General features: G+C 61.6%; 25 protein-coding genes. 16 read left to right on the top strand and 9 right to left on the bottom strand.

Annotated features, from left to right (window positions below; genetic code table 11):
• Nucleotides 1-76: 76 nt before the first annotated feature.
• Nucleotides 77-688 (top strand): TetR/AcrR family transcriptional regulator, encoded by a 612-nt coding sequence (locus IC66_RS0121215; protein WP_049806587.1) that lies wholly within the window; start codon nucleotides 77-79, stop codon nucleotides 686-688.
• A gap of 92 nt (nucleotides 689-780) precedes the next feature.
• Here the strand turns inward: IC66_RS0121215 and IC66_RS0121210 are convergent, their stop codons facing one another.
• From IC66_RS0121210 to IC66_RS0121200, 3 genes are all read right to left on the bottom strand, one after another.
• Nucleotides 781-1,941 (bottom strand): iron-containing alcohol dehydrogenase, encoded by a 1,161-nt coding sequence (locus tag IC66_RS0121210; protein WP_028143614.1) that lies wholly within the window; start codon nucleotides 1,939-1,941, stop codon nucleotides 781-783.
• 570 nt (nucleotides 1,942-2,511) lie between these two features.
• A complete protein-coding gene (locus tag IC66_RS48980) occupies nucleotides 2,512-2,634 on the bottom strand; it encodes a hypothetical protein (protein ID WP_256379433.1) in 123 nt (40 codons plus the stop codon).
• 90 nt (nucleotides 2,635-2,724) lie between these two features.
• Nucleotides 2,725-2,961: a hypothetical protein gene (locus tag IC66_RS0121200; RefSeq protein WP_028143615.1), complete on the bottom strand. Its 237-nt coding sequence runs from the start codon at nucleotides 2,959-2,961 to the stop codon at nucleotides 2,725-2,727.
• Nucleotides 2,962-3,444: 483 nt separating this feature from the next.
• On the opposite strand from IC66_RS0121200, the gene IC66_RS0121195 reads away from it, so the two are divergent.
• Nucleotides 3,445-4,734 (top strand): c-type cytochrome, encoded by a 1,290-nt coding sequence (locus IC66_RS0121195; RefSeq protein ID WP_038948942.1) that lies wholly within the window; start codon nucleotides 3,445-3,447, stop codon nucleotides 4,732-4,734.
• 7 nt (nucleotides 4,735-4,741) lie between these two features.
• Here IC66_RS0121195 and IC66_RS0121190 read toward each other — a convergent pair whose 3' ends face one another.
• Together IC66_RS0121190 and IC66_RS0121185 are read right to left on the bottom strand one after the other, a co-directional pair.
• Nucleotides 4,742-5,041: a hypothetical protein gene (locus IC66_RS0121190; protein ID WP_038948941.1), complete on the bottom strand. Its 300-nt coding sequence runs from the start codon at nucleotides 5,039-5,041 to the stop codon at nucleotides 4,742-4,744.
• Between the two features lie 52 nt (nucleotides 5,042-5,093).
• Nucleotides 5,094-7,064 carry a 4Fe-4S binding protein gene (locus IC66_RS0121185; RefSeq protein WP_038948940.1) on the bottom strand — a complete coding sequence of 657 codons (1,971 nt, stop codon included), beginning with the start codon at nucleotides 7,062-7,064 and terminating at the stop codon, nucleotides 5,094-5,096.
• A gap of 158 nt (nucleotides 7,065-7,222) precedes the next feature.
• Here IC66_RS0121185 and IC66_RS0121180 point away from each other — a divergent pair, with 158 nt between their 5' ends.
• From IC66_RS0121180 to IC66_RS0121135, 10 genes are all read left to right on the top strand, one after another.
• On the top strand, nucleotides 7,223-7,969 hold the full coding sequence (locus IC66_RS0121180) for a biotin/lipoate--protein ligase family protein (protein ID WP_085971765.1): 747 nt from the start codon (nucleotides 7,223-7,225) through the stop codon (nucleotides 7,967-7,969).
• Nucleotides 7,966-8,505 (top strand): DUF6505 family protein, encoded by a 540-nt coding sequence (locus IC66_RS0121175; protein WP_028143619.1) that lies wholly within the window; start codon nucleotides 7,966-7,968, stop codon nucleotides 8,503-8,505. The genes IC66_RS0121180 and IC66_RS0121175 overlap by 4 nt, the downstream gene beginning before the upstream one ends.
• A complete protein-coding gene (locus IC66_RS0121170) occupies nucleotides 8,502-9,509 on the top strand; it encodes a DUF6352 family protein (protein ID WP_038948936.1) in 1,008 nt (335 codons plus the stop codon). Before IC66_RS0121175 ends, IC66_RS0121170 begins: the two co-directional genes overlap by 4 nt.
• The gene (locus IC66_RS0121165; RefSeq protein ID WP_038948935.1) at nucleotides 9,506-10,021 is read left to right on the top strand and encodes a DUF3305 domain-containing protein; all 516 of its coding nucleotides are present in this window, start codon (nucleotides 9,506-9,508) and stop codon (nucleotides 10,019-10,021) included. The genes IC66_RS0121170 and IC66_RS0121165 overlap by 4 nt, the downstream gene beginning before the upstream one ends.
• Nucleotides 10,018-10,653, top strand: a complete 636-nt coding sequence (locus IC66_RS0121160) for a DUF3306 domain-containing protein (protein ID WP_038948934.1) — start codon at nucleotides 10,018-10,020, stop codon at nucleotides 10,651-10,653. Before IC66_RS0121165 ends, IC66_RS0121160 begins: the two co-directional genes overlap by 4 nt.
• 147 nt (nucleotides 10,654-10,800) lie before the next feature.
• Entirely contained in the window at nucleotides 10,801-11,580 is a 780-nt protein-coding gene (locus IC66_RS0121155) for a molecular chaperone TorD family protein (RefSeq protein ID WP_028143623.1), read from the top strand.
• A gap of 29 nt (nucleotides 11,581-11,609) precedes the next feature.
• Nucleotides 11,610-11,819 carry a twin-arginine translocation signal domain-containing protein gene (locus IC66_RS0121150; RefSeq protein WP_028143624.1) on the top strand — a complete coding sequence of 70 codons (210 nt, stop codon included), beginning with the start codon at nucleotides 11,610-11,612 and terminating at the stop codon, nucleotides 11,817-11,819.
• Nucleotides 11,820-11,831: 12 nt separating this feature from the next.
• The gene (locus IC66_RS0121145) at nucleotides 11,832-14,774 is read left to right on the top strand and encodes a formate dehydrogenase subunit alpha (RefSeq protein ID WP_038948933.1); all 2,943 of its coding nucleotides are present in this window, start codon (nucleotides 11,832-11,834) and stop codon (nucleotides 14,772-14,774) included.
• Between the two features lie 13 nt (nucleotides 14,775-14,787).
• A complete protein-coding gene (gene fdh3B / locus IC66_RS0121140; RefSeq protein WP_028143626.1) occupies nucleotides 14,788-15,384 on the top strand; it encodes a formate dehydrogenase FDH3 subunit beta in 597 nt (198 codons plus the stop codon).
• 39 nt (nucleotides 15,385-15,423) lie between these two features.
• Nucleotides 15,424-16,425 (top strand): formate dehydrogenase subunit gamma, encoded by a 1,002-nt coding sequence (locus tag IC66_RS0121135; protein ID WP_038948932.1) that lies wholly within the window; start codon nucleotides 15,424-15,426, stop codon nucleotides 16,423-16,425.
• 31 nt (nucleotides 16,426-16,456) lie between these two features.
• Here the strand turns inward: IC66_RS0121135 and IC66_RS0121130 are convergent, their stop codons facing one another.
• The gene (locus IC66_RS0121130; protein ID WP_240536272.1) at nucleotides 16,457-16,654 is read right to left on the bottom strand and encodes a hypothetical protein; all 198 of its coding nucleotides are present in this window, start codon (nucleotides 16,652-16,654) and stop codon (nucleotides 16,457-16,459) included.
• A 773-nt stretch (nucleotides 16,655-17,427) separates the two neighbouring features.
• Nucleotides 17,428-17,643 carry a hypothetical protein gene (locus tag IC66_RS0121120; protein ID WP_038948928.1) on the bottom strand — a complete coding sequence of 72 codons (216 nt, stop codon included), beginning with the start codon at nucleotides 17,641-17,643 and terminating at the stop codon, nucleotides 17,428-17,430.
• 676 nt (nucleotides 17,644-18,319) lie between these two features.
• On the opposite strand from IC66_RS0121120, the gene IC66_RS43545 reads away from it, so the two are divergent.
• From IC66_RS43545 to IC66_RS0121105, 3 genes are all read left to right on the top strand, one after another.
• Nucleotides 18,320-18,541, top strand: coding sequence for a hypothetical protein (locus IC66_RS43545; protein WP_240536271.1), 222 nt, complete (start codon nucleotides 18,320-18,322; stop codon nucleotides 18,539-18,541).
• A gap of 115 nt (nucleotides 18,542-18,656) precedes the next feature.
• Entirely contained in the window at nucleotides 18,657-19,868 is a 1,212-nt protein-coding gene (locus IC66_RS0121110; protein ID WP_244429138.1) for a serine/threonine protein kinase, read from the top strand.
• A complete protein-coding gene (locus tag IC66_RS0121105; protein WP_240536270.1) occupies nucleotides 19,855-20,931 on the top strand; it encodes a nucleotidyltransferase family protein in 1,077 nt (358 codons plus the stop codon). The genes IC66_RS0121110 and IC66_RS0121105 overlap by 14 nt, the downstream gene beginning before the upstream one ends.
• 129 nt (nucleotides 20,932-21,060) lie before the next feature.
• Here the strand turns inward: IC66_RS0121105 and IC66_RS0121100 are convergent, their stop codons facing one another.
• The gene (locus IC66_RS0121100; RefSeq protein ID WP_028143632.1) at nucleotides 21,061-21,444 is read right to left on the bottom strand and encodes an H-NS histone family protein; all 384 of its coding nucleotides are present in this window, start codon (nucleotides 21,442-21,444) and stop codon (nucleotides 21,061-21,063) included.
• 679 nt (nucleotides 21,445-22,123) lie between these two features.
• Here IC66_RS0121100 and IC66_RS0121090 point away from each other — a divergent pair.
• Entirely contained in the window at nucleotides 22,124-22,489 is a 366-nt protein-coding gene (locus IC66_RS0121090; protein WP_038948925.1) for an H-NS histone family protein, read from the top strand.
• A 55-nt stretch (nucleotides 22,490-22,544) separates the two neighbouring features.
• On the opposite strand, the gene IC66_RS0121085 is transcribed toward IC66_RS0121090, so the two are convergent.
• Complete coding sequence (locus IC66_RS0121085) at nucleotides 22,545-24,014, bottom strand: exopolysaccharide biosynthesis polyprenyl glycosylphosphotransferase (protein WP_038948924.1); 1,470 nt, start codon at nucleotides 24,012-24,014, stop codon at nucleotides 22,545-22,547.
• Nucleotides 24,015-24,068: the final 54 nt, after the last annotated feature.

Genomic DNA, 24,068 nt, shown 5'->3' with positions numbered 1-24,068 from the left:
TCTCTGCGTGGGCTGGAAGCTCCGGCCGTGATGGGATCGTCAACAGCGAATATCTTGTGCCATCCCGGAGCAGGCGATGCGTTACCCGAAAGACCATGGGCAGCATACCCGCAGACGCATCGTCGAAAGCGCTTCCCGCGGTCTGCGCCAGGCCGGCGCCGATGGCCTGAGTGTGGCCGACCTGATGAAGCTCGCCAATCTGACGCATGGCAGCTTCTACGCCTACTTCAAATCGCGCGACGCGTTGGTCGTCGAAGGGCTCGCCCTGGCCATGGATCGAACGATCGTGCATTGGCTCAGCCTCACGCAGGGGCTGCCCGCCGGGAAGGGATTCGACGCACTTGTCGAGTCTTACCTGGGTCCTCTCCACCGTGACGATCCGGGGCGCGGTTGCGCGTTGCCGGCCTTGGCCGCCGACATCGGACGTTCAGGTCCGGAGGCGCGGCGCACCCTTGAACGGGGGCTCAGCAAGATGATCGATATCATCGCGCGGCTGACCTCGGCGAGGCCGTCTTCGGATGTGAGACAGAGGGCCGCCGGCGCAATTGCGACCATGGTCGGTGCGGTCGTGCTGGCGCGTGCGGTCGACGACAAGCGTCTGTCCGACCTCCTGCTGGAGGCCGGACGGCAGGCTTTGGGCAGCCCGGTCGCGAGCGACTGCGAGAGAACGCATTCGGCCGACAATTGAGACACGGCTTAACTGACGTTGGCTTCTGGGCGGAGCGGGGCGATGGCGGAGGCAAGCGGCCGTGCCTCTACCATCGGCCGCCGCCTTGGCCGCTACGCGGCCATCCGCAGCAGATCGACGATTTCGGCTTGGTCGTTGAAGGGGCGCGGATTGGCTTTGACGAAGCGATGGTTGATCGCGATTTCGCTGATCTTGCCGAACTTGTCTTCGCCGATGCCGACCTCAGCGAGGCGGCCCGGTAGTCCAAGTTGCCTGACGAACTCCGCAAAGGCGTCTGCCGCGTCCCCACCGGGAGCCCCCAAAGCTGCCGCCAAACGCTTCTGCGCGTCATCGGTGAACGGCTTGTTATAGCGAAGAAGGCTCGGCATGATGACGGGCGTGCAATAATAGTGAGGAACCCCGAAAGTCCCACCAAGCACGTGGCCGATGCCGTGGCTTGCGCCCATGGGAACGCGTGCCTGCAGTCCAAAGGACGCAAGCCATGAGCCGTATTGAGACAAGCGGCGCGCCTCGAAATCGTCAGGTTGTTGCAGGGTCCGGAGCATTCCATCGCGCAGCGTGCGGATACCCGCCAGAACCACTTCGTCAGCAAGGGGGGTGCCAGCTGGCGAGCACAATGCTTCGATGCCGTGATCCATGGAGCGAGTGCCAGATCCCATCCAGAGGTTCGAAGGCGTATGAAGCGTGAGGGCAGGGTCGAGGATGACTGCCACCGGCATCATGTGGGGGTGAAAGAATATTTGCTTCAGCTTGTTGCGCTCATCGGTGACAAGCGCTGCGGCATTGTATTCGCCGCCGTTCAGCGTTGACGGCACGGCGATCTGTCGGACTGCAGGCGTTCGGAACGGGGAATGGCTCACGCCCGGGCCCATGGGGAACGGATCGAAGCCGGCTTCATCGCGGATATCGTGCTCCATCGCCATGATGACGATCTTGGCGAGGTCAACGGCAGAACCGCCGCCGACGGCCACGACGAGATCGGCGTGTGCTTCCTTGGCGTGGAGCGCAACTTCGGCAGCTTGCTTGCGCGTGGTGTGCTGTGCAATTCCGTCGAAGGTCGCAGCATGTTTGTCGCCCAGCGTATGCCGGATTTTCTCAATCTCGTCGGTCTGGGTGTTCAAGGTGCGGCTGACGATAAGGAAGACGCGCGTTGCCTTCAGTCGTTCCGCTTCTTCGTTGATGGCCTCAGCCGCCGGTTTGCCATAGATCACGCGATCAATTGCCGGAAAATTGTGTGCACCAGTCCTGCGCATTTTATCCTCCCATCGGAACTGCGGTCGAAGCGGAGATAGTCTTTTATATTATGAGTATCATGCAATAGCTGTTCAAAAATATCGCACGAACTCAGGGTTTTACGGCCTTCGCCAAGTTCCACGCGAAGCACCAGCCTGGCTTGCCGACTTCGCGGTCACCCATCCTTCGGCGCCCTTGCGCCGTCGGAAAGCCTCAGCCGCATCAATGTCTTGTAGCGGGCTCCGACGCGCCAGTTTCCTGATGCCGATTTGGGTGAAGGCCACACGGATGTGCACTCCAGCTTTCGTATGCACCGAAAGGCCAAAACGGGTAGGGCTAGTCGAGAAAAGCTGACGCCGAACGCTGCGATGGTCCACACCCTCGGCGTTTGCAGCATACCTTGCACCGCAAACGCCAAGGCCCGTGCACGAAAGTTGCTCGATGCTCTCGAACTCCTCGCGTGTCGTCTTGCCGATACAGGATGCCCCGACGGTCTCGAAAGGCGAGACGATCGTGGGGTCTTTCGCACGCGGAAGCGTGGAGAATCGCATCGGCCGACGGGGCCTAACGCTCTGCGAGATTTGAGTGTCTCAGAGACGCACGCCGGTCGTAGCAAACGCCTGGGCGACGGGCTCCTGGACCCGATTCAAGACCACCATTCCCGCAATCGCGACCACCATGGCCGCGACGCAGCCAAGAAGAAAAGCCTTCATCCGCAGCCTCCTTCGATCGAAACGTCAAGGTGTTATACGACACGGCTTGCCGCGAGCAAACTCGTTGATCGCACCAAGGCACAAGCGATCTTATGGGCTCTTGAAGATGGGATCGATGGAAAATCCATTGCCCATCAAGCCTACGGACTGAAGCGCCGCGGTATTCAGGTCGACCTCTAATATCGAAAAAAGAAGCGCAAGCACGATGGCAACGAGGATCAGGAAGGGCGAGGCTTCTCGGGAAATGGGATCTTGCGGCCCATCGAGCGCGCGGACAGCGCGCAGCCGCGCCATCATCCGCAGAAATGGCCGCGTTGGCCCCTGCATGCCAGTCGTCCTTGACGTGACCAGCGAGAGACTAGTCTTCGGACCACCGGCGTTCAAGCGGAGGATGAGCGAAGTCAGGTTGTTGCAATGCACGCTCCGGAACGGAAGGCAGCGTTGCCCTGTTTAGTACACGCACCGGAGGATCCGACGTGAAATTGCCAACAACGATCTTGTGCTTCGCGGCACTCTGCTTCTTCCAGAGCGCCTCCGCCCAACCCGCGCAAACCAACTCGTCTGCGGCACCAACCCCTCCCGAGGAGAAGGGCCAACCACAGCCGCAAGGCTGGACGGGCCCCATCAATACAGGCTCGGGTGGCGCGCCCGCCGAAAGTCCCCAGGGTCAGAGTCCGCCTGGAATGCAGGCCGCGCCTCAAGGATCCTCCAAAACCACGACGGCACCAGCCAAATAGATCGGTTCGGATATTCTCCTCCGTCGGCTCTTCTGGCAATCTTGAGAGCGTGAACGGGACGCGGCGAGGGTCAATGAGACTACCTTTCTGCGCGGGCGGCGCCGCAGCCTTGTGGGCCATCCTGGCCGTATCATCCGTGCACGCCGACATGGCGGGACACGGCGGCTCCGTGCGGGCTCTTGCTATTTCCCCCGATGGGGACAGCCTCTTGTCCGGCAGCTTCGACTCAGCCGCCATTCGCTGGTCGCTAAAGGCGGAGACAGCGGAGGAGGTGCTGCGGTATCATGCTGATGCGGTCAATGCCGTCGCCTTTATGAACGACGGCCGCATGATCACGGCGGGTGCCGATGCACGAATTGCGGTCTGGACGGCGGGCCGGCGGCAGCCGGACCGGGTGTTCGAGGGACACGTCGGTCCAATCGTCGCACTCGCGGTCTCTCCCGACGGCGCACTGCTCGCATCGGCTTCATGGGATCGGACGGTGCGGCTCTGGTCGCTGTCGGACGGCGTGTCGCGCGTGCTCGAAGGGCATTCGCAGAACGTCAACGGCGTCGCCTTCACGCCGGACGGCAGGTCGCTCGTCAGCGCCGGCTATGACCTTACGTTGCGCATCTGGCGGTTGTCGGGCGGCCAGCCTGAAGTCGTGACGTTGCCGGCTCCGCTCAACGCAGTAGCCGTGGCGCCGGACGGTGAAATCGTCACAGGCGCGGTCGACGGCATGCTGCGGATGCTGACCACGGACGGCAAGGTCAGCGGCGAGATATCGGCCGGCCCAACACCGGTGGTGGCCGTGACCATGTCGGCCGACGGCAAGCTGATTGCCGCAGCCGGCATCGGCGGCACAGTTGCGATCATCGATCGCAAGTCGCGCAGCCTGCTACGCACGCTGGTCGGGCCCGGGCTGCCGGTGTGGTCGGTTGCCTTCCTTCCGGATCGCGAGACGCTGATGACGGGGGGCGCGGACGGCAAGATCCGGCGGTGGAATGCACGCACCGGCGATCCCGTCGGCTCGAGTCTGATGGGCTCTCCGGCCGATCCGCTCGCTGCCTATGCCGGCGATCATGGCGCCGACGTATTCCGGGCGTGCGTTGCCTGTCACACGCTGTCGGACAAGGAGGTCCAGCGCGCAGGCCCAACGCTTGCCGGACTGTTTGGCCGTAAGATCGCATCGCTGCCGGGCTACCGCTTCTCCGATGCCCTGAAGACGATGGACATCGTCTGGACGCCGGAGACGGTTGCAAAGCTGTTCGAGGTTGGACCGAATGCCTACACCCCCGGTACCAAGATGCCGGAGCAGCGCATCGGCTCGCCCGAGGATCGCCGCGCGCTCACCGATTTCCTTGGCCGCGTGACGTCGCGATAGCTGCCTCTCAGATCGAATCCCAATTGTCCATCGGAAGATCCCTCATCTCCGGATGTTGCTTGAGGATCTGAATGACGTCGATGCTGGGGTGCTCCTTGAGCGCTTCCGCGACGCAGTGATTGACGTATTTGCGACGCGACAGCCATGCGATCTTCTTGCCCTTGGCCTCGGCTTTGCAGGCGGCGATCGCCTGTTTCACGGCAACCTTTTGTGCCTTGGTCAGTGGAGGAGCGGCAGCTTCGGCCGCTGTGCCGGCGAAAGCGATGGAGATCAAGCACGTCGACAGAGCTGTGATCAAACGAGACATGGTGATGCTTCCCCTGGTTTCCTGCCCCTGCGTAGATGTCTGCTGGTCTTGTCTAGTCCTTGCCCTCGCGCTGACGTAGGTAGTCGTCCGTCGTTCGCGGCGGCGTGCGTTCGGGAATGCCCTTGAACGGATTGAACTGCTGCTCGCTCATGACGATGACGCGGCAGTCGGCGCACATCTTGAGCGCCTCGATCCGTTTGTCGCCGGCGGGATACATCCAGTGCCGCCCCTCGAGCTTGGCGGCGATCCGGTCGATCGTGCTCTTCACCCCGAACGCCGTGCCGCAGCGGACACAGAGCGCGGGCTCCTCTTCCTTGATGACCGCGGCGGGAGCGCGGGCGGCGCGGAAATCGATCTGCGGCTTGAGCGTGATGACCTTTTCCGGACAGGTGGTCTGGCACAGGCCGCATTGCACGCAGGCGTCCTCGATGAATTTCAGCACCGGCCGCTCGGGATCGTCGCGCAGCGCGCCGGTCGGGCAGGCGGAGACACACGAGAGACACAGCGTGCACCCGTCCGTGTCGACGCTGATCGCGCCGACTGGAGCGCCCTGCGGCAGCGCAATCACGTCCACCGGCTTTGGCGCAAGACGATGCAGCTCGCTGAGGCCGAAGCGCAGGAGGTCGCGCCGCTTGCCGACGGTTCTGAAGGTCGCCGGTGTTGCGACCGCCGCAAGCGGGCCGATGCCGGTCAGATGGCTGCCGAGCGCGTCAGGGTCGTCGGTCTCGATCGTGGCGACGCGCTGGCCATCAAAGCCGAGACCGCCAAGGATCGCATCGGCCATGCCGATCGTCTGCGATAGTCCGGTCACATCGTGGCGCGGCTTTGCGCGCAGCAGATAGCGCACGGCTGTTACACCATAAGCGAATGCGCCGACGATCGCTTCCAACCCGACCTGCGTGAGTTCGTTGACGACAAAGGGAAGCACGTTCGCGGGAAGACCGTCGCCATGTCGTGCCAGAGCTTCGATCAACGGTGTGCCGTGCGAGCCGTCATGGAACAGCAGCACCGCGTTGGCGCCGCCGGCCGCGTGGTAGGCGAGCAGCATGGCGCGAAGTCTTTGAAGCTGCGTATCGGCGGGCGGTAACGTGTAAGATGCAGCGCCAGTCGGGCAGGCGGCGGCGCATTGCCCGCAGCCCGCGCAGATGTTCGGATCAACAGCGACATGATCGCCGGCGGGCGTGATTGCGCCGGTCGGGCAGAGATCGAGGCAGCGATGGCACCCCGTGCGGTTCGAGCGCGAATGGGCGCAAAGACCGGGCGTAACGTCAACATATCTCGGCTTGTCGAAGCTGCCGACGAGATCACGCGCGGTCAGCACGGCGCGAAGCACCGCGGCGGGATCGTTGGGATCTGCGCGAAGATAGCCGTCGCGCAGCTCGTGGGCAGGAAACAGCGGCATTCCGCCGGAAAGGTCGAGCACGATGTCGCAGCGCGAGGTGACCCCGCTTCGCGGTGCGTCCAGCACGAAGCGATCGCGCGAAGAGGGGCGGGGACGCGCATAATCGTCGATCGCAAGCTCGAAGGCGCCGAAATGTCCCTTCGCGGAGCGGATCGTGCCCTTCACGATCGGGAAGACCGTTGCAGCGGGTGGCACCATCTCATCGAGTTGCTTCAGCATCACCGTGACGTCGAGGTGATCCGCAAGCAGGCGGCCTGCCTCGATCGCAGCCTCATCGCGCCCGTAGACCAGGACCACGCCCTCGCTCGACAAGGTGACGAGCGGATAATCCGGGCCCGGAATGGAGGCGGATGCGAGCAGGGCGGCCATTTTCGCACCGGCCCGTACGCCGTCTCGCGACCATCCGGCCGTTTCGCGAATGTTGACGAAGCTGATCGCATCAGGCCGTTCGCCGGCCTCCTCGGCAAACTGCGCCGCCTGCTGCGTGCAAGCCACCGTCAGCGCGCCGCCAGCGGCGGCCGCGTTACGGAAGTGATCGAGCTCGGCGCCGCAGAGATGGCGAAAGCCTTTGATCTCGCTGTTGGGGCATCCTCGCCGGATCGTGGCCACGTCGAGACGCATCGTGTCTTCGCACGAGCAGATCAGGACGGTCTTCGATGGCTGTTCCAGGTCGACCCCTCCGCCATTCGGACGCCGACGACGGACTCGCGCCGGCCCTTCGCCTCGTATAGACATTATCCACCGGGAAGAAAAGGAAAGCGGAGGACGGCCTGCCGTCGATCCCAGTGAGCCACGTTTCCCTGGCGGAACCGATCGACCTCCCGCCGCCGTTCACATTGGTGCGGTTGCGCGAGAGTGGCGACGCTTTTGCCCACGCATGCCGCATTGCACCGGAGAGTGGCGCCGGCACGCTCGTCTATGTCGGGCGCTTTGACCTGGCGGAGTTCGCCGTGGTGCTCGAGCCGGCCGAGCCGCTGCGGAGCGCGCGGCGCGCGCTCTACGCCGGCATGGTTGCGCTCACCGATGCCCTGCGCGCCTACGCGCCGCCGAGCCAGCCGATCGCGATCGGCTGGCCGGACGCCGTCAGGATCAACGGAGGCCTGGTCGGCGGCGGCCGCATGGGATGGCCTTCCGCGGCCATCGAGGAGGAGCCGCCCCCATGGCTGGTGTTCGGCGCGATGATCCGGACGGTCGCCATGAATGACGACGAGCCGGGCGTTCATCCCCTCGCTTCGGCACTCGACCAGGAAGGTTTTGGGGAGGCCGGCGCGGCGCAGATCACGGAGAGCTTTGCCCGGCACCTGATGCTGGCATTCGATGGCTGGCAGGCGGACGGTTTTGACGGCGTCGCGCGCGAATATCTTTCCCGCATGCCCCGTGAACGGCAGACCATTCAGCGCATCGACGATCTCGGCGATCTGCTGACGCGCCGGGTTGGGGCGGGCGCGATCGAGCGTGGCGACCTCGTCCAGGCGCTTGCGACCCCATCCTGGCTCGATCCGGCACTCGGGGGGCCGCGGCTGTGAAGCTCCTGCGTACCATCGCGCTCGATCCCTCCGACACATTCGTGTTTGACGTGGCGGCAGAGCCGGGCGAATGGGCCGTCTCCGGCGTTTTCCGCTTTTGGGATTGCGATCCTGCGAAGCTCGAGGGCAAGGCGCGCGCGGCCTTCCGCGGCGGTTTCCTCGGGGTGCAGTCCTGGGGCTGGTCGACGCTGGCGCAGATCGTTCCGGCCACCGAGGATGATTACCGCAACCTGGTCGATCTCCTTGCCGGGCAACTGGTCGATCGTTTCGGCGCGCCGGATATGGCGACAGCGAAGAGCGCCGCAGAAGAGGAGGTGGCGTTTTCGCAGTCGCTCTGCAGCCATCCGATCAGCTCCCTTGTTGCGGTGCACCGGGCCGTAAGCGACGGCGAGGTCCGCGAGTCCTTCCGCCGACTGCAACTGCGCGAAGGGCAGGGGCACGGCAAGGCGTTCTCGTTCATGGAAATGGAGGACGACATCGAGCCTGACGGCAATCTCAAGCTTGTGGATCTGGGCCGGAGGCCAACTGCCAGATGAACGATTTCTGGATTGCCTGCGGCCATCATCTGCTCGATCGCGACGAGGGCGGCGGGCTCCGCGTTACCGACGAATTCCTCAAGGCCTATTTTGCCCGTCCCGAACTGATGCCGCCGGAGGATGCGTGTCAGGTCGAACGCCGGCTGCACCGGGAATTGCTCTCCGATCCGCGCCAACCGGTCAGCGCCGGCGAAATCGCCGGTATTGCCGATCCCGACGCCCGGGAGAACTGGCAGTTCGTGCTGGCCTTTCGCGATCTCCTGTTGCGGCATCCGACGCTCGAAGCTGCTTATCTTGCAACGGTGCGCGCAGGCGCGAACGATCTGCCGCCGCTGTTCGTCAATCAGCTCGTGCACGTCATCCTGCGCAATGCGCTCGACGGTTGCGACGATCCGTTCGTGCTGCGCGCGGCCGAACTGTTCTTCCGGGCCCAGCGGATTCTGCCGCATGAGCAGGCCCTGCTGCTCGGCGACGAGGAGATTGTCGGCGGAATTAGCCCAACTCCGGTGCTATCGCTGATGTCGATGCTAGGCGCCACAACCGATGCGGTGGTCGATGTCTTGAACGCGGAGAATGTTGCTGCCTATTGGCAGCGCAGCGACCAGTTCGACATGGCCTTCGACCTCACGGCCGACGGCTTGGGGCCGACCGCCCTGGCGCAGGTGATGAGGCGCTGGCTCTCTCATCTGCTCGGTTTTGACGTCACGATCGAACCGCTGCGCGCACTGCAGGACGCAAAGCTCACCTGGTATGTCGGGCTCGATGCCGATGCCACAAGGCTCGGCGATCGTCTCTGGCACGGCGAGGAGCTCGACGGGCCCAGCGCCGAGCGTGTGCTCGCGCTCTTCCGCCTCACCTTCGTCGATTCAATGCTCGCGCTCGACGATGTCGAGGACGAGCCGGTCTACCTGATCCTGTCGATGTCGGCGGATCAAAAACTGCGCATGAAGCCCCAGAATCTGCTGACAGGCTTGCCGGTCAAACGTCTGGAGATGGTGACATGAGCCCCGCGGCGCTGCCATTGCTGTCGATTCCGGTCGGTGTCGTGGTCGAGCGGCGCAAGGCCGACTCCCCTTGGGTCGATTTCATCTGGCGTGGCGTCGCCATCCTGCCGGACGAGCCCGCCATGAGACCCTGGACCGTGCTTCGCGAGCAGGACGGCTCGACGCTGTTCTATGCCGGAAGCGCGACCGTGGATCTTTATCCGTCCGAGACGGCGCGCTATCGCGACAATCTCGCCTCCGGCAGTCCGAGCATCTGGACCGTGCTGTCCCCTTCGGAAGGCGTGTGGCCCTATGTCGTCACGACCGTTACCGCCGATCCCTCGGAAGGCGAGGGCTTTACCGAGGCTGCCGACAATCTCGTCGAGGCGGTGCCGATGCCGGAGGTGCTGAGGGAGGCGATTGAAAGCTTCATTGTCGAGCACCATGTTGAGCGGGAATTCGTCAAGCGCAAGCGGCGCCGGGCTGACCCCGAGGCGCTCGCCCGGCGCGAACATGAAGGCGGACAGGAATGAGCGAGGAAGAGTTCCTTGCGCGTTGGTCCCGCCGCAAGCGCGAGTCGCGACCAGAGCCGGCGAAGCCTGCCGAGGCGCAGCCCGCGCCGCCGCCCGAGGCCAAGGATGGTGCAAAGGACGTTGCGAAGGACGGCGAGAGCGAGTTCGACCTCTCAAGCCTGCCATCGATCGACGAGATCAACGCTGCGACCGACGTCACCGCGTTCCTGCGCAAGGGTATTCCACAGGAGTTGAGCCGTGCGGCCCTTCGCCGCGCTTGGGTCGCCGATCCTGCCATCCGCGACTTCGTCGGGCTTGCGGAGAACGCATGGGATTTCAACGACCCGACCGCAATGCCGGGATTTGGACCGCTGGATTGTACCTCGGAAGAACTGGCGGCTCTCGTCGATCGCGTCATTGGCGGTGTGCGCGAAGTGGCAGAGTCATTGCCCGATGCGCTTGGTGAATCAGTGGATTCTTCGGAGGAATTGCATCAAGCCGACACGAGCGCTGCCCTCGAGGCTCCTGAGCAGGCGAATGCGCCGGAACTGCCAACAGCCCCTGTTGCAGCGCAACCGATCGTGGCGGAGAGACACGCGGATTTTGCCGAGCCCGTCATGCCGCGCACGCATGGTGGTGCACTGCCGTCCTGAGCAGCGCGACGAAAGGCTATAGCCTCCGGCTATGGCCAAGCGATTGACCGTCCGTGGAACCAGGACTACCCTCCGCATACTGCTTTGTAACAAAAGAATAATCGAGCAGGTGGGACTAGGCAGACGGGACTCGGATGGGAGGTCCACGTGCGGGATGACGGTCTTGATCGCGCGATCGATGCCGCGGGCGGCATAGCCGAGCTTGCGCGCAAAATCGGCATCAGCCAGCCATCCGTCTCGAACTGGACCAAGGTACCCGCACAACGGGTGGTTGCAGTCGAAGCCGCCACCGGCGTAGCTCGCAACGATCTGCGGCCCGATCTCTACAGCGAACAGGCCTTCTCCGCAGAACCACTCGATCCCGTCGATGCGGCGCGCGCGCAGGAATACGCGCTTCTGGCAACGCTTCTATCTGCGCCACCGTCGCGACGATTGCTCGACCAGCTTTCCATGTTGACGGGCGACGCGACGCCGCTCGGGCGCGCGCATGTTGCGTTGGCTGAGGCGGCCTCAAGCGCTGTCGCGGCGAAAGCCGAGCGCGAATATTTCGACCTGTTCGTCGGGCTCGGCCGCGGGGAATTGCTGCCCTATGCCTCGTACTACCTCACCGGCTTCCTCAACGAGCGGCCGTTGTCACGGCTGCGCGCGGATATGGCCGCGCTCGGCATCGAGCGGGTCGCCAACAATTCCGAGCCCGAGGATCACGCCGCCATCCTCTGCGAGATCATGTCGGGCTTTGCCGACGGCAGCCTCGACGCCTCGCCGGAGGCTCAACGCGCCTTTTTTGAAAAACACGTGTCGCCCTGGATCGGGCGGCTGTTCGCCGACATGGAAAGCACCGACAACGCCCGATTCTATCGGGTCGTGGGGGCGCTCGGCCGTGCCTTTATCGAGATCGAGACGGAAGCATTCACATTCGCCAACTGACCGACGCGCGTCGGTGCGGGAGAGATGCGATGAGTGACGAGACGAAAGCCAAGGTGGGACGCCGCGATTTCCTGCGCAAGGTCGGCATCGGCACGGTCGGCGCCGGCGCGACGCTCGCGACACCGCTGGTCGGGCCGGCACAAGCCGACAGCGAGAACAACGATGAGAAGCGCAAGGCGCGCTACAAGGAATCCGACCACGTAAAAACCTATTACCGCGTCAATCGCTATCCGGCTTGAGGGAGGCTTCCCGTGCTTATCAAGCGAACACACCAGCGTTCCGATCGTCGCGGCTCCGTCGCTGAATCCCTTGCGGGTCAGGCCGGCGGTCTGGATCGCCGTTCCTTCCTGCGCAGGTCCGGCCTTGCCGGCGGCGCGCTTGCGGCACTCAGCACCATGCCGATCGGCAGTGTGCGCAAGGCGGAAGCCGCGGTGGCCGGACCGCTCGCGGCCGGGGCCGTCGTCAAGAAGAGCATCTGCACTCATTGCGCCGTCGGATGCACGGTGACCGCGGAAGTGCTCAACGGCGTCTGGATCGGCCAGGAGCCGAGCTGGGATTCGCCGATCAACCGCGGCTCACATTGTGCGAAAGGTGCCTCCGTACGCGAGCTCGTGCACAGTGATCGGCGGTTGCGCTATCCGATGAAGCTTGTGAACGGCCAATGGACGCGCGTGTCCTGGGACACCGCGGTGAACGAGATCGGCGACAAGCTCTTACAGGTTCGCGAAAAATCGGGCAGCGATTCCGTCTACTGGCTCGGTTCCGCCAAGATGACGAACGAGGGCTCCTATCTGTTCCGCAAGCTCGGCGCGTTCTGGGGGACCAACAACACCGACCACCAGGCGCGTATCTGCCATTCCACCACGGTCACGGGCGTCGCCAATACCTGGGGCTACGGTGCCATGACCAACAGCATCAACGACATGCGCAACTCCAAGACGATGCTGTTCATCGGTAGCAATGCCGCGGAGGCGCATCCCGTCAGCATGCAGCATCTCCTGGAATCGAAGGAGCTCAACAAGGCGAACTTCATCGTCTTCGATCCGCGCCTGACCCGCACCGCGGCCCATGCCACCGAATATGTTCGGATCCGTCCCGGCACGGACATTCCCGTGCTCTACGGCATGATGTGGCACATCCTGAAGAACGGCTGGGAGGACAAGGAGTTCATCGCCTCGCGCGTCTACGGTTTCGACGATTTGCGCAAGGAGGTCGAGAAGTGGAATCCGCAGGAGGTCGAACGCGTCACCGGCGTGCCCGCTGCGCAGCTCGAACGCGTCGCCAAGATGTTCGCGACCGTGAAGCCCGCGACCATCATCTGGTGCATGGGGCAGACCCAGCACACCGTCGGCACGGCCAATGTGCGGGCGAGCTGCATCGCGCTGCTGATGACCGGCAATGTCGGCAAGGCGGGCGCCGGTGCCAACATCCTGCGCGGCCATGACAACGTGCAAGGCGCAACCGACGTTGGCCTCGATATCGTGACCCTGCCGTTCTATTACGGCCTTGCGGAAGGCGCCTGGAAGCACTGGTCGCGGGTCTGGGAGGTCGACTACGAGTACCTGGTCTCCCGCTTCGACGAGAAGAAGCAGATGGAGACCCCAGGCATCCCGCTGACGCGATGGTTCGATGCTGCGCTCTTGCCGAAGGCCGACGTTGCACAGAAGGACAACGTCAAGGCCGTATTCGTGCAAGGCCACGCCAGCAACAGCATCACCCGCATTCCGGAGTCGATGAAGGGTTTGAAGGCACTGGACCTGCTGGTGATCGCGGATCCGCACCCGACCACCTGGGCGTCGCTCGCGGTCGAGGCGGGACGGAAGGACGGCGTCTATATCCTGCCTGTCGCCACGCAATTCGAATGCTCGGGATCGCGCGTCGCCTCCAACCGCTCGATGCAGTGGGGCGAGCAGATCGTCAAGCCGATCTTCGAATCCAAGGACGATCTCGAGGTCATCTACCTGATGGCGAAGAAGTTCGGCTTCGCCGACAAGATGTTCAAGAACATCAAGGTCGAGAACAACCTTCCGCTCGCCGAGGACGTGCTCCGCGAGATCAACCGCGGAAGCTGGTCGACCGGCTATTGCGGCCAGTCGCCGGAGCGCATCAAGGCGCATATGAAGAACCAGAACAAATTCGATCTGGTGACGATGCGCGCGCCGAAGGACGATCCGGAGGTCGGCGGCGACTATTACGGCCTGCCCTGGCCGTGTTGGGGCTCGCCGGAGGTGAAACATCCCGGCTCGCCGCTGCTCTACAACAACAATTTGCATGTCATGGACGGCGGCGGCGCTTTCCGCCCACGCTTCGGCATCGAGCGCGAGGAAAAACTGCCGGACGGCACGACGCGGAAGGTGAGCCTGCTTGCCGACAAATCCTTTTCCAAGGGGTCGGAGATCGAGGACGGCTACCCCGAGTTCACGCTGGCAAGCCTGAAGAAGCTCGGCTGGGACAAGGATCTCACCGAGGCTGAAATGGCGACGATCCAGAAGGTCAACGCGGCTAATCCGGATGCCGTATCCTGGGCACTCGACCTCTCAGGCGGCATCCAGCGCGTCGCGCTGAAGCACGGCTGCGTGCCCTTCGGCAACGGCAAGGCGCGCATGAACGCGTTCGGTCTGCCGGATCCGATTCCGGTGCATCGTGAACCGATCTATACGCCGCGCGTCGACCTGGTGGAGAAGTATCCAACCCTGCCTGACGCCAAGCAGTTCCGTCTGCCCAATATCGGCTTCTCCGTGCAGAAGGCGGCGGTCGAAAAGGGGATCGCAAAGCAGTTTCCGCTCATCCTCTCCTCGGGGCGGCTGGTGGAGTATGAGGGGGGCGGGGAGGAGACGCGCACCAATCCCTGGCTCGCCGAATTGCAGCAGGACATGTTCATCGAGATCAGCGTCGCCGATGCCGCCGATCGCGGCATCAAGGACGGCGGCTGGGTCTGGGTGAGCGGCGCCGAAAACAATTCGCGCGCCCGGATGAAGGCGCTGGTTACGGAGCGTGTCGGCAAGGGCGTGGCCTGGATGCCGTTCCACTTCGGCGGCTGGCTGGGCGGCGCCGACCTGCGCAAGAACTATCCGGCCGGCACCGACCCGATCGTGCTCGGTGAGAGCGCCAACACCATCACGAGCTACGGCTACGACCCGGCGACGGGCATGCAGGAGCCGAAGGTCACGCTTTGTCAGATCGTCGCGGCTTGAGGGAGCAACGAACATGGCTCGAATGAAGTTTCTTTGCGACGCTGACCGGTGCATCGAATGCAACGCCTGCGTCACGGCGTGCAAGAACGAACACGAGGTGCCCTGGGGCATCAACCGGCGCCGCGTCGTCACCATCAACGACGGCAAACCGGGCGAGCGCTCGATCTCGATGGCCTGCATGCACTGCACGGACGCGCCTTGCGCGGCCGTGTGTCCGGTGAACTGTTTCTACACCACGGCGGATGCCGTGGTGCTGCACTCCAAGGATCTCTGCATCGGCTGCGGCTATTGCTTCTACGCCTGTCCCTTCGGGGCGCCGCAATATCCGAAGGTCGGCAATTTCGGCTCGCGCGGCAAGATGGACAAATGCACCTTTTGCGCGGGCGGCCCCGAGGCCGACGGCAGCAAGGAAGAATACGAGAAATACGGTGCGAACCGGCTGGCCGAAGGCAAGCTGCCGCTCTGCGCCGAAATGTGCTCGACCAAGTCGTTGCTCGCCGGCGACGGCGAGATCATTGCCCAGATCTACAAAGAGCGGGTCATGAAGCGCGGCTATGGTTCGGGCGCGTGGGGCTGGAAGACCGCCTATCGCGAGACGATCGAATCTTGAGGTGGGCAGCCGAGGGCGCGCAATACCGGGGAGGACGTGATGGCGTCATTTGGAATGTTCATTCGCCTGGCTTTCGGCGTCTGCACGCTGCTTCTCTTGGTGATGGCGGCGCCCGCGAGTGCTCAACAGGTCAATCCGACTGCAAGTTCGGTCAAGGAGCAGCAGCTTCTGCAGGAGCTGAACCGGATCCAGGGCCGGGTGAGCATTCCGGACCAGCGGTCCGGCGTCCTGGAGCAGCCACAGGGACGTGAGTGGCGCGAGTTCCGCGATGTCACGCTGCGCTGGATCGGTGGCATCGCGATCATCGGGATGACCGCCCTGATCATGATCTTCTATCTCACCCGCGGCATGGTCCGGCTGGAAAGTGGCCGATCGGGTCGTACCATCGTGCGCTTCAACGTCTTCGAGCGCTTCGTGCACTGGATGACGGCAACCTGCTTCATCATCCTGGCGATCTCCGGCCTCAACATCACCTTCGGCCGGCCGCTGCTCTTGCCGCTGATCGGCTTCGAGGCCTTTTCCGAATGGTCGCAATGGGCGAAGTACGCCCACAATTATCTGAGCTTCCCGTTCACGCTCGGCGTGGTCCTGATCTTCCTGATGTGGATTGGCGGCAACATTCCCAACAAGGTGGATATCGAATGGGCGAAACGTGGCGGCGGCTTGTTCGGGCATGACCATCCGCCGGCCAATCGCTTCAATGGCGGGCAGAAGGCGATTTACTGGATCGTCGTGATCGGCGGCGGGCTCGTCGCCGCGACCGGCTATGCGCTGATGTTTCCGTTCTACGGCACGGGGATCGAGGGCATGCAGATTGCCCAGGTGGTGCACTCCGTCGTGGCCGTCTTGTTTGTCGCGGCGATGCTCGCGCACATCTATATCGGCACGATCGGAATGGAAGGTGCGTTCGAGGCCATGGGCACGGGTGAGGTCGACGTCAATTGGGCTCGCGAGCACCATAGCCTCTGGTTCGACCAGGAGACGGCACGAGCGGGGCCAAACGACGGACAGTCACGACCCGCAACCGAGGCGGCCGAGTAAGACGGACAGCCGGGAAAGCGGGCGGTTCGCTCTATTGCGCCGGTTCTTTCGCAAACAAGATCGAACGGTCCTGCATCTCCTGTTCAGGGAGCTTGTTTGCCTGACCTGTCTGCAGTTCCTGGATGGATGGCATGCCGCTCTGGTCGAACAGTGCGTGCGATCTGAGCATGCTGTTGGCCGCTCCGGCGAGAAGCAAGGCTGCAATGAGCGAGAGCATGAGGCGTTTCATGCGCATCTCCGTCTGCCATGTCCACCCAGCACGACGGATACACGTATATTGTCTTGCGCAATGTGAGCCACTTCACAGCCAGCGGTTCCAAAGTCGTCGATGCGTTCCGTCCAACGAAGCCGGAAGTATGAAGCGAGGAAACTGGAAGAGCTCGATCGGACTCGCGCCAACACGCTCTGCGCCGTCTGTTGTGATGCGGCTTTGTCGTGATGAAAGCCGGAATCAGGGTTCAAGCCTGCGATGTATGCCGGCCAGCGCCTGTCGAAAGCGGGCTAGAGAGAACACGGCACGCTTGCGGTGAATAGGCCTTGCGCATCCATGCTGGTCCTTGATTCAGCCAGCATGATGATCAGAATTGCACTGACTTGGGAATCGTTCGCGTGCGATATCTCGTTGCTCGGGGCCTTCGCGCACGCGACGCCGATTGCCGTCTTTCTCCCGAGCGCCGTGCTTCCGCCCTTCGTACTCTCTCCCGGAGCCGCTTCAATTGAGCGAGCAGGCTAACGAGCTCGATCGCTGTATGATGCAGAACAGCCAGGCTGCAAAACCCACTACTCACTATAATACCCCAACAGGCCTTGCCGAAGCCGTGACGGAAAGATCGAATTTGTGACGACGTGCCAATAATTTGTAAGCAATGGATCCCGGAGCCGTCCGTTCGCTTTACGACGATACGCAGAAATATTTTCGAGCACTCTAGTGCATTGCACCAAAATGCTCGCATCGGAAAAGGGAATTTGGACGCGCTCTTTCAAACGGCCTTGGCATTTATGTCAGCGCGAAGGAGCCGCACGAAGGATATCCACCGTCCGGATGATTGACTCTTCGACCCAGGCCTCGCGGGCGAACCAGTTATGATTGGCCTCACAGATTGGGCAACGAGTATTGCCGAAAAACACGATGCTCCGCAGGAAAGTCTCGCGATCGGATTTGATGCCGGTAGGAATCGCGCGACCCGTTTGCGGACACTCGACCATGACCATACCCATGTGAGCCTCCCAGAAACATACTGCTGAAAAAGGGGCCGGTCGGCTGGAGTGCGCTCTCGTCGGTGCGGGTTACTTGGGGGGGCATCGCACCTGGGGTCGTTGTCGAGCAAAGGGCAGCTTGCTCGTGACGACGCTTCTCCAACCGACCGGATTCCTGCTTGGCGAATTCTCGGGGATACCGCCGGCTTGGGCCGGCAGGCCTATGAAATGAGGCTTCGGCTTCAACCGAAGGCTTCTGGGAGGCCCCTCACAATTAGCATGTTCAAATCCCTGCGGCTTCGTGCCGAATATTCCGCTCGCAACGAAGCCAATATCTTCCCTTTGACGGACAGATCAGCCAACCGGATCACTGGTCTCACTCCCCCTCACGCAATTCGTCAACATTATCGTTTTTTTATTTAATGCGCAATTAAATGCGCGTTGTCGGTCCGGTTTGCGACTCTCGACCGATTTATTTTGCGGGCTGTCGCGACGGGCCCTTTCGTACGCTCAGCCTATCCCTCGCCACCTGCCATCAGTTCGGCGCGCCGCGATTTGGCTTTGGTAAACGGGTGGTTAGGTTCGGTTCAAATATGAAATAAATTTTGATTATATGGCACTGATGTAAATATCGTTGTTAATTGCTGCCGATCACGTAAGCTAAGCTCGTCCAGGTTTTGTTCGGCTGGAGGAGACAATGTGGGATTTAACTCTTAGCGAGTACGATTTCGCCCCCGATGCGCCGCAGTTGGCCCAGATGCGTGCCGAATTGGTAGGTATTGGCGAGAAGGAGCGCATTCTGCGGGAACGCAGTGCCGATCGCGAAGCCTATCGGTACCTCCTGGATGCTCATCGGTTGAGTGCGAGCGCGCTTTCTTTGAGAGCAGGTGTTGAACATTTCTCCGGAGGGAGGGGGTAGGGGCGGTCAGCTGTGGCGTGCCGGACGTGATTGTCGTTTCGAAACGAGACCGATTGGGTCACTTGTGCCCGGCAGACGGGAATTGCCGCGCCGCGGACGGTTCAGATTGAACTTCGTGGCTGCCGAGGGCCGCGACGCTAGCATCCCGGGCGCTGTCGTCGCTTCGTCGGCACAGGACGAGGCAGATGTCTTCACATTGGTTGGAACCGTGCTGGAAAGATCGTCGGCAGAGATGGTATTGAGACCGGCTTCGGATGCAGTGTTCGCGCTGCTGGACGGTCGATCAATGCTCTTCAGCGAAGCAGGGCAGAAGATCTTTGAACTGGACCGAGTAGGGGCATTCATCTGGTGTAAGCTGGCGCAAGGCGCCTCTCTGGAAGACACCTGTAAGGGGCTTGGGACCCTAGGCATCGACGAGCAGACCGCGCGCCAGTTCACCCGACAGGTCGTAGATGTCTGGATCGATCGAGCGTTGCTCGAGGTCGACTGGCGAATGCCGACCGATTTTGCCTTCTCGGCGGTACTAGGCCGGCACCGAATAGGGGTCCGGGCTGCAAATCGGGACCTCTTGAGGCGGCTGTGTTCGCTGTTTTGTGTTTCGGACCAGAGCGCCGGCGGCGACGACGACATTGCGATCGAGGCAATGATGCTGGACGAGCAAGTGCTCTTGCGCGGAGAGGATTCCAGCATCTCCAGATGTCAAGTCGAAGCACTTGCCCCAACGATCAAAGCTCACATCACCGAGCGGCTTATTCGAAGCGATCGCTGGACCTTCTCCCTTCATGCCGCTTCTCTTGTGAAGGACGGTATGGGCCTATTGTTGTGCGGCCAGCCGGGAGCTGGAAAGTCTACCCTCACATTGCAGCTGGTGGATGCCGGACTTCGGTACGCCGGCGATGACGTTGCGCTGGTTGGCGCTGACGGAGCGATCTGCGGCATCCCGTTTGCTCTCACTCTCAAGGAGGGATCGTGGGACTTGCTCTCGCGACTACATGGCGGCCGGTACGACGCGACGCATCGCCGCTCCGACGGCGTTCTGGTGCGATACGTACCCATTGCGGATGCGTACCACCAAAGCTTTTCCGCAGGCTGGATCATCTTCTTGAACCGTGTCGCGAGCGGTCCGGCCGAACTAACCGCGATAGATCAACTGGATTCGATGAAGCGGCTCATCGACAACGGATTTGCTGCTGACGGAAGACTTTCGCAGGCTGGCTTTTTCGCTTTGAAGCGGATCGTCGCGGGCGCGCCATCGCTTCAACTCACCTATTGCGAGGCCGTGGAGGCTCGCCGCGTGCTTATGGATCTATGCAATGGCAAGGCATAGCGCGGCGCTCACGAGCCTCTGCAATTGCCTGCAAGGCATGCCACCCGTCGATGTCGAATGGACGTCCGTAATCGGGCTCGCAAATCAGACTCTGACGACACCGGCGCTCATCGATTTTGTCGACAAATTTGCACCGGTCCTGTCGGAGGACGTCTGCGGATATATTCGCCAGATCCACGGCCGAAACGTGCTGCGGAACAATCGGCTCGTCGCTCAACTCGAAGAAGCCGTCGTTGCGATGAACGACCTGGGAATTACGCCAATCATGCTCAAGGGGGCATCGACGCTGGTGACCGCGCCTGAAGAGCGACGAGGCGTTCGGCTAATGTCCGACCTGGATATTATGGTTATGCCGGACGAAGCCAGAATGGCAGTCTCCGCTCTATGCGCAATTGGCTACGATGTTGACTATGAGACCCCTCCCGAAAGCCACAGATGGCATGTCGAGCTGAATCGCTCGCAGGATGTCGGGACCATCGACCTGCAGCGGGCAGCTCCAGGTCCCGCGTACCTCTACCGGAGCTTCGGGCACCCGCTGAACCATTGTGTGCCCGCGCCGCTGGGGCGCGGACGCGTGTATATCCCCGCGCCTACCTACCGCGCGCTCATGTTGATCATCCATGATCAATTTCAAGACTACGGTTATTGGCTGGGCGACCTCGACCTGCGGCACCTAGTTGAATTGCGCGATATGAGCAATTCCGCCGAGGGCCTGGATTGGAAAGAGCTTGCCTCTCTTGTCTCGGGCGAATTGATGAAGAACGCGGTTGAAACCCAGCTGTTTGCTCTTGCTGAGTTACTTGGCGTCGAGATTCCGCAAGAGTTGCGCTCTCGGCTGATTCCCCGTCTGCAGTTCATGCGACAGTTGATGCAAGCACGATTTCCAGCCACGCGCGTGCCCTTCCTCGCAATGATGATGCTGGATCTCGGAAACTACCGGAAGGTGGCGAATGACACCATCCAACCCACGGCGCGCCGGCGTGGATTGTGGTCCTTGCCGAGGATGGGAACCCTGCAGTTTCTGTTGAAGGCGGCCGTCGCGGTGCGCGCAGGGAAGGCCTAAAATCACAAGCCGCTCCGTTAGGGCGGCAGCTCCGAAGCGAACGACCTCAATTGGCCGCGTTCCGACCGGGCGCCAGCTTCCCTGGATCCAACGACTTTGCGCATGCGGGGATTTGCAGTGGTAGGGCAATCAGTGCCCCTGACCACCAGCATTCTGGTTGGAGGCTTCACCGTTCTCGTGAATCCTGAACTCCTCCAATGTGTGCCCGGATTGTAGTGCGGCGACCAGCCAGCGCGGCTGTTTGCCACGCCCGGACCAAGTTTCTGTCGGTTTGAGAGGGTTGAAGTATTTCGGTACGACCTTTGGGTATTTGCGGCGGGGAGGCTGGCCTAGGCCCATCTCTGCCGCCCCGCTTTCGGGCCCACCGACCTGTTCCGGTTGATTGAGTTGCGCCAGGCGCTTCTCCAGTTCCCGCTTTTCGGCCGTGATCTTTTCAGCAAGAATCTTTGTTAGCTCCTCGTGGAGGAGCCATAGTTCTTCAAAATCCATGGCTTCGAGATCTTGCCTGCGCATAGCATTCTCGTCACCGTTCAACTCACGCTCCCGACTACCTTGTCATCTCCACGCCGAGTATCGTTTTCGAGCGCAAAATACGGATAGGTCCAAGGCTGGTCTTTCAAATTGGCGTGACAATAAATAATAATATATTATTTAATTATTAATTGCGAGGATTATTTTCATCAGTTTTTAATGCGAGCCAGACGAGAAACATTGGATGTTACGATTGCCCTCTGGGGCGCCCTTCAGGAAGCGATCGGCCGGTTCATCGCTGCCGCGGCTAGATTGATTGATATCCAGGCCTGAAGCCACAAATCCAGCTGCGATGGCTCGCGCTGAGGGTAACTGAGTCGTACGCTCCCTGTTGCCGAGGGTAAGAACGATGCAACGCGGCCTCGGATGCCGAGCATATTTGTCGAAAGTGCGGCGTGGCAGATTGATCCCAGGCCCGGCTTAACGTGTCGTTCTTCACTTGAGTCGGGGCATCGGTGCACGTAAGGCGCGTAATGTTACTTTGGCCACTATTAAATTGAGCGGATAAGTTCATTTTTTTGTCTTGATTAGAACCAGCGGCGCAGTTATGTGGAGCACGAACTTGCCGTTCGGTTCCAAATATTTTTGTTTAAGCTGACCACTTGGTTCTTGATTAGCCGACCGGGACAATATTAAATGGGCGCAACTACAGGATGCTAGCATGTCGACCAAGAAGCTCGAACTAGAAGCGATGTCTCTGGACGATCTATGGTCGCTTCATGAGGAAATTAGCGGCATTTTGTCGGATCGGATCAAGGCAGAAAAGCAGGAACTGGAGAAGCGCCTGGCGGTTCTCGGAGGGGGAATGGCCGTGTTCGAAACAGGCGGGCCGGCCGTCTCCCCGACCGGCAAGCAGAGGCGCAAATATCCGCGCGTGCTGCCTAAATATCGCAACCCCCAGACTTCTGAAACCTGGTCAGGACGTGGCAAGCGGCCGCGGTGGTTGGTTGCTGCCATGAAATCCGGCCGACGGATCGAGGAGTTTCGCATAGGGGCAGCGGCTCCGAAGCTTCGGCAGCGGGCGTGAAGCGTCGCTGCGCCAGCGGGCTGGCGCACGTTGGCGCTTTGAGCGGGGATCGCGCCTAGTAGGCGTTGCGGCCCCGCAAGACCTCCATCGGAGTCTGCAACACGATTGCGAGATCCAGCCGAAGACTCCAATTGTCGATGTACCAGAGATCGTATTGTACACGTGCTTCGATCATGGACGCTGTGGGTGTTGCACCGCGGCAGCCGTGGATCTGGGCCCATCCGGTCAGTCCTGGCCTGACCCTGCGGCGAAACGCGTAGTTTCGCACGAGCTTGTCAAATTCCCCGTCGTGGGCCAAGGCATGGGGACGCGGACCCACAAGCGACATGCTGCCGTCAAGAACATTTAGCAACTGTGGCAGTTCATCGAAGCTTGACCGCCGCAACCATTTGCCGACGCGGGTGACACGTCGATCGGCGTGGTGAGCCTGAAGGATCACGGGCCCGTCCTCGAGCACATGCATGGTCCGGAACTTGCGGATCAAGAAGGTCCGGCCGTTGAAGCCACAGCGTTTCTGCCGAAAGAATATGGGGCCTGGAGAATCCAGTTTGATCGCGACCGCGGCCAACGCAAGCAGCGGCGCAAGTATCGCCAACCCGAGTCCCGCGCCAATAATATCAATCATCCGCTTCGTCGCGCATTCCAGCCGTGTGAGGGGGCCGGGCTGAAGTTCTACACAAACGGCGCTTCCAAGACTTCGCGTATGATGTCGAAGCAATTCGGATGGTGTGCCGACCGGCACAAACATGATCGGGAACGGCAATACCCGTAAATCGGCAATGAGGGCCCGAAGTTCGTGCCATCGTTCCGGCTTAGCTTCCACCACCACCTGCTCAAGCTGGCAACTGCGAATGTGATCGATCACGCGGGCGGTGAGCCGCCTTCGACAGACAGGACCAAAGCCCATTGGAGGCAAGCTGAACCGTCCCTTGACGCAATAACCGTGCATGGCGAGCGCTTCAGATAACCCCGCGTTCTTCGATAGTGGTTGATCGCTGATCAGAACAATATTTGTCTCGGCGAACTTTCTGCCGCTGAGTCCCCTTCCGAGAAGCGCCTTGACTCCCCACCGCTCGGCCATAAGCAAGCCGAGGCCCAAGACGGCGAAAAGCGGGGCTGCTTGCTGAGAAGACTCCGGGCGAACCGCAAAGCCGGACACGGCCCAAATGAAGAGCAACAACGACGTCCAAGCCATACAGACGGCGCGTATTTGGTTTCGGAGGGCGAGGAGCTCAACTGGCTGATAAAGGCCCTGGGCCTTCAGCACGCAAACGAGATAAGCCGCGCTGACCAGCGCCAAGCCAGTTGCAGCGCTCAAGTCGCCTGCGGCTTGTCCATTTTTAGCCTGATGCAGCAATGTAGAAGCGACGCTCGCAAACAAAATGGTCGCAATATCCGCGCAGAGCGCCACGTATTCAACCGAGTCATAACGGAGAGGCCATTTCTGATGGCGGGACACTGCCGGCCCCGGACTGACCCGATCCGTAACCTCCCGATCGGGAAAATGTCGGTTCACGAAGTTCATTCTCGGACACCAGTGAGTTAATATTTAATATATTATTAATTAACTGAATTTATC

This window comes from Bradyrhizobium genomosp. III, from assembly GCF_000261705.1.
Lineage (GTDB): Bacteria > Pseudomonadota > Alphaproteobacteria > Rhizobiales > Xanthobacteraceae > Bradyrhizobium > Bradyrhizobium ottawaense.
Note: the sequence above shows the minus strand (reverse complement) of the source record. Positions and strands in the feature narration are given on the sequence as shown.

Coding starts and splice junctions, on each gene's coding strand:
- IC66_RS0121120 (WP_038948928.1), bottom strand. CDS start 17,643: ATGGGTATGGTCATGGTCGAGTGTCCGCAAACGGGTCGCGCGATTCCT.
- IC66_RS0121135 (WP_038948932.1), top strand. CDS start 15,424: ATGGCGTCATTTGGAATGTTCATTCGCCTGGCTTTCGGCGTCTGCACG.
- IC66_RS43545 (WP_240536271.1), top strand. CDS start 18,320: ATGTGGGATTTAACTCTTAGCGAGTACGATTTCGCCCCCGATGCGCCG.
- IC66_RS0121105 (WP_240536270.1), top strand. CDS start 19,855: ATGGCAAGGCATAGCGCGGCGCTCACGAGCCTCTGCAATTGCCTGCAA.
- IC66_RS0121160 (WP_038948934.1), top strand. CDS start 10,018: ATGAGCGAGGAAGAGTTCCTTGCGCGTTGGTCCCGCCGCAAGCGCGAG.
- IC66_RS0121150 (WP_028143624.1), top strand. CDS start 11,610: ATGAGTGACGAGACGAAAGCCAAGGTGGGACGCCGCGATTTCCTGCGC.
- IC66_RS48980 (WP_256379433.1), bottom strand. CDS start 2,634: ATGAAGGCTTTTCTTCTTGGCTGCGTCGCGGCCATGGTGGTCGCGATT.
- IC66_RS0121185 (WP_038948940.1), bottom strand. CDS start 7,064: ATGCGTCTCGACGTGGCCACGATCCGGCGAGGATGCCCCAACAGCGAG.
- IC66_RS0121170 (WP_038948936.1), top strand. CDS start 8,502: ATGAACGATTTCTGGATTGCCTGCGGCCATCATCTGCTCGATCGCGAC.
- fdh3B (WP_028143626.1), top strand. CDS start 14,788: ATGGCTCGAATGAAGTTTCTTTGCGACGCTGACCGGTGCATCGAATGC.
- IC66_RS0121165 (WP_038948935.1), top strand. CDS start 9,506: ATGAGCCCCGCGGCGCTGCCATTGCTGTCGATTCCGGTCGGTGTCGTG.
- IC66_RS0121215 (WP_049806587.1), top strand. CDS start 77: ATGCGTTACCCGAAAGACCATGGGCAGCATACCCGCAGACGCATCGTC.
- IC66_RS0121200 (WP_028143615.1), bottom strand. CDS start 2,961: ATGCAGGGGCCAACGCGGCCATTTCTGCGGATGATGGCGCGGCTGCGC.
- IC66_RS0121130 (WP_240536272.1), bottom strand. CDS start 16,654: ATGAAACGCCTCATGCTCTCGCTCATTGCAGCCTTGCTTCTCGCCGGA.
- IC66_RS0121190 (WP_038948941.1), bottom strand. CDS start 5,041: ATGTCTCGTTTGATCACAGCTCTGTCGACGTGCTTGATCTCCATCGCT.
- IC66_RS0121210 (WP_028143614.1), bottom strand. CDS start 1,941: ATGCGCAGGACTGGTGCACACAATTTTCCGGCAATTGATCGCGTGATC.
- IC66_RS0121090 (WP_038948925.1), top strand. CDS start 22,124: ATGTCGACCAAGAAGCTCGAACTAGAAGCGATGTCTCTGGACGATCTA.
- IC66_RS0121085 (WP_038948924.1), bottom strand. CDS start 24,014: ATGAACTTCGTGAACCGACATTTTCCCGATCGGGAGGTTACGGATCGG.
- IC66_RS0121195 (WP_038948942.1), top strand. CDS start 3,445: ATGAGACTACCTTTCTGCGCGGGCGGCGCCGCAGCCTTGTGGGCCATC.
- IC66_RS0121100 (WP_028143632.1), bottom strand. CDS start 21,444: ATGCGCAGGCAAGATCTCGAAGCCATGGATTTTGAAGAACTATGGCTC.